Genomic DNA, 2,622 nt, shown 5'->3' with positions numbered 1-2,622 from the left:
TCCTGCGAGCCGGCGCCGCCCCGCGGCCGCGAGCCGTTTCCCGTCCTGTGGTCATCCGCCGTCCCCGTACCCGCGTCGCCGTCAGGCCCCGCTCCCTCCGCCGGCAGGCGCAGGGCGTCCAGTACCACCCCGCCGCCGTCGTCCACGAGCAGTCCCAGCCGGCGCTCCTCGCCGTCCAGCACCGTCCTGGCCGCGTCCACCGTCCCCGTCGGGACCCCCAGCGTCGCCGCCAGCGTTCTCGCCGTGCCCACCGGGACCAGCGACAGCGGCGCGTCCGCCAGCGTCTCCTGGCGGCGCAGCTCGCCCACCACGCGGAGGAACGCCCGGTCGTCGCCGATGACCACCGGGCGGCGGGCGCCCCGGCGGGCCAGGGCGCGGGCCAGTTCCGGCGCGGTCTCCGGCAGGCAGATCTTCGTGGCCGCCGCCGCGGAGAGCACGTCCCTCGCGATCCGTACGGCTTCCCCGTCCGCCCGCCGTGCAGCGGGGTCGATGAGCACGAGCAGTGAGCGCCCGGTGGGGTCTGGAGCCGACACCACGGTCCTTCCTCAGGTAATCTCTCGGTGCAAGAGCCCCTGTCGCACTTGTGCCAGGGGCTTCGTCTATCCGGGGCCCGGTCCGATCCCCGGTGCACGGCGCACCGCACGTTGGACATGCCCCGCCCGGAAGGGGTGTACGCCTGTGCCCGCACTTGTGCTGCTCGGTGCTCAGTGGGGTGACGAAGGCAAGGGGAAGGCCACCGATCTGCTCGGCGGCTCGGTGGACTACGTGGTGCGCTTCCAGGGCGGGAACAACGCCGGCCACACGGTGGTGGTCGGCGATCAGAAGTACGCGCTGCACCTGCTGCCGTCGGGCATCCTGTCGCCGAGCTGCACGCCGGTGATCGGCAACGGCGTGGTCGTCGACCCCGAGGTGCTGCTCGGTGAGCTGAGCGCGCTGCAGCAGCGGGGCGTGGACACGTCCAAGCTGCTCATCAGCGGCAACGCGCACCTCATCACCGCGTACCACACCGACCTCGACAAGGTGACGGAACGGTTCCTCGGTACGCGCAAGATCGGCACCACCGGACGCGGCATCGGCCCGGCCTACGCCGACAAGATCAACCGCGTCGGGATCCGGGTGCAGGACCTCTTCGACGAGTCGATCCTGCGGCAGAAGGTCGACGCCGCGCTCGACCAGAAGAACCAGATCCTCGCCAAGCTCTACAACCGCCGCGCGATCCGCCCCGACGCCGTCGTCGAGCAGCTCCTCGGCTACGCGGAGCAGCTGCGCCCGTACGTCGCCGACACCACCCTCGTGCTCAACGAGGCCATCGACGCCGGCCGGGTCGTCCTCTTCGAGGGCGGGCAGGGCACGCTCCTCGACGTCGACCACGGCACGTACCCCTTCGTCACCTCGTCCAACCCGACCGCGGGGGGCGCCTGCACGGGAGCCGGCGTCGGCCCCACGCGGATCAGCCGGGTCATCGGCATCCTCAAGGCGTACACAACGCGCGTCGGTGCCGGACCGTTCCCGACCGAGCTGCTCGACGAGGACGGCGACCGGCTGCGCACCATCGGCGGCGAGCGCGGCGTGACCACCGGCCGGGACCGGCGCTGCGGCTGGTTCGACGCGGTGATCGCCCGCTACGCGACCCGCGTCAACGGCCTGACGGACTTCTTCCTCACGAAGCTCGACGTGCTCACCGGCTGGGAGCGCATCCCGGTCTGCGTCGCGTACGACATCGACGGCCGCCGCGTCACGGAACTGCCGTACAGCCAGACCGACTTCCACCACGCCACGCCCGTGTACGAGATGCTGCCCGGCTGGTCCGAGGACATCTCGAAGGCCACGTCCTTCGAGGAGCTGCCGAAGAACGCGCAGGGGTACGTCAAGGCGCTGGAGGAGATGTCCGGCGCGCGGATCTCGGCGATCGGCGTCGGCCCCGGGCGGGACGAGACGATCCAGATCCACTCGTTCCTCTGAGCCTGCCTCTAAGTCGGTCAGCCGTCAGACCGTTCCCTTGAGGCGCTGGTCCTGCAGCGTCGTCAGCTGCTGGACCGCAAGGAGCGCCAGCACGCTCGTCACGATCAGCACGAACGAGAACAGCAGGTCGAACAGCACGATCCGGGTCGCGGAGCCGATCGCCATGCCGACCTCCCAGTTCTCCGCGGTGACCAGGGCGAGCACCATGGTGGCGACCCAGGCGGCCCACCAGAAGTTCAGCACGCCCTTCCCGTACGACACGGGCCGCGGGCCGTAGCCGGCGGGCGGGCGCGCGTGGTGCGGGAAGGGGCTGCTGATCCGGAACATGTCGTTGGCGATCTGCATGGGGAACCAGAGCTGCACGACCGGGATGTACCAGGAGCCGATGGCCAGCCCGGTGGAGTAGCGCACCTGGCCCGGGGCGAACGCCTCGGAGTTCGTCCGCAGCCGGTAGAACCAGATCGACCAGAGCACGGCGCACACCGCGAAGAGAAGGAAGTTGCCGGCGGTGAAGTTCTCCATCCGGTCGAGGTCCTCGGCCATGTACCAGGTGTCCGCGCCGTCCTCGCTCATCAGGAACAGGAGGTTGATCTCCTGGATGACCTGGAGGCAGATGTACGCCGCGTACACCCCCAGCAGCACCTGGAGCGCCGTGGCGAT

At 70.4% G+C, this 2,622-nt stretch carries 3 protein-coding genes; 1 reads left to right on the top strand and 2 read right to left on the bottom strand.

What is annotated here, in order from left to right:
* Nucleotides 1–533 (bottom strand): diacylglycerol kinase family protein (locus H5J30_RS26515; protein ID WP_309505637.1); only part of this gene is annotated, 533 nt, incomplete at its 3' end.
* Between the two features lie 145 nt (nucleotides 534–678).
* On the opposite strand from H5J30_RS26515, the gene H5J30_RS26510 reads away from it, so the two are divergent.
* Nucleotides 679–1,962 carry an adenylosuccinate synthase gene (locus H5J30_RS26510; protein WP_181789859.1) on the top strand — a complete coding sequence of 428 codons (1,284 nt, stop codon included), beginning with the start codon at nucleotides 679–681 and terminating at the stop codon, nucleotides 1,960–1,962.
* Between the two features lie 24 nt (nucleotides 1,963–1,986).
* Here the strand turns inward: H5J30_RS26510 and H5J30_RS26505 are convergent.
* Nucleotides 1,987–2,622: DUF4328 domain-containing protein (locus tag H5J30_RS26505; protein WP_181789858.1), on the bottom strand; the 636-nt coding region annotated here is incomplete at its 5' end.

Origin of the sequence: Streptomyces phytophilus (genome assembly GCF_013870535.1) — a bacterium.
GTDB lineage: Bacteria > Actinomycetota > Actinomycetes > Streptomycetales > Streptomycetaceae > Streptomyces > Streptomyces phytophilus.
The sequence above is the reverse complement of the archived record's forward strand: the minus strand, read 5'-3'. Positions and strand labels throughout refer to the sequence as shown.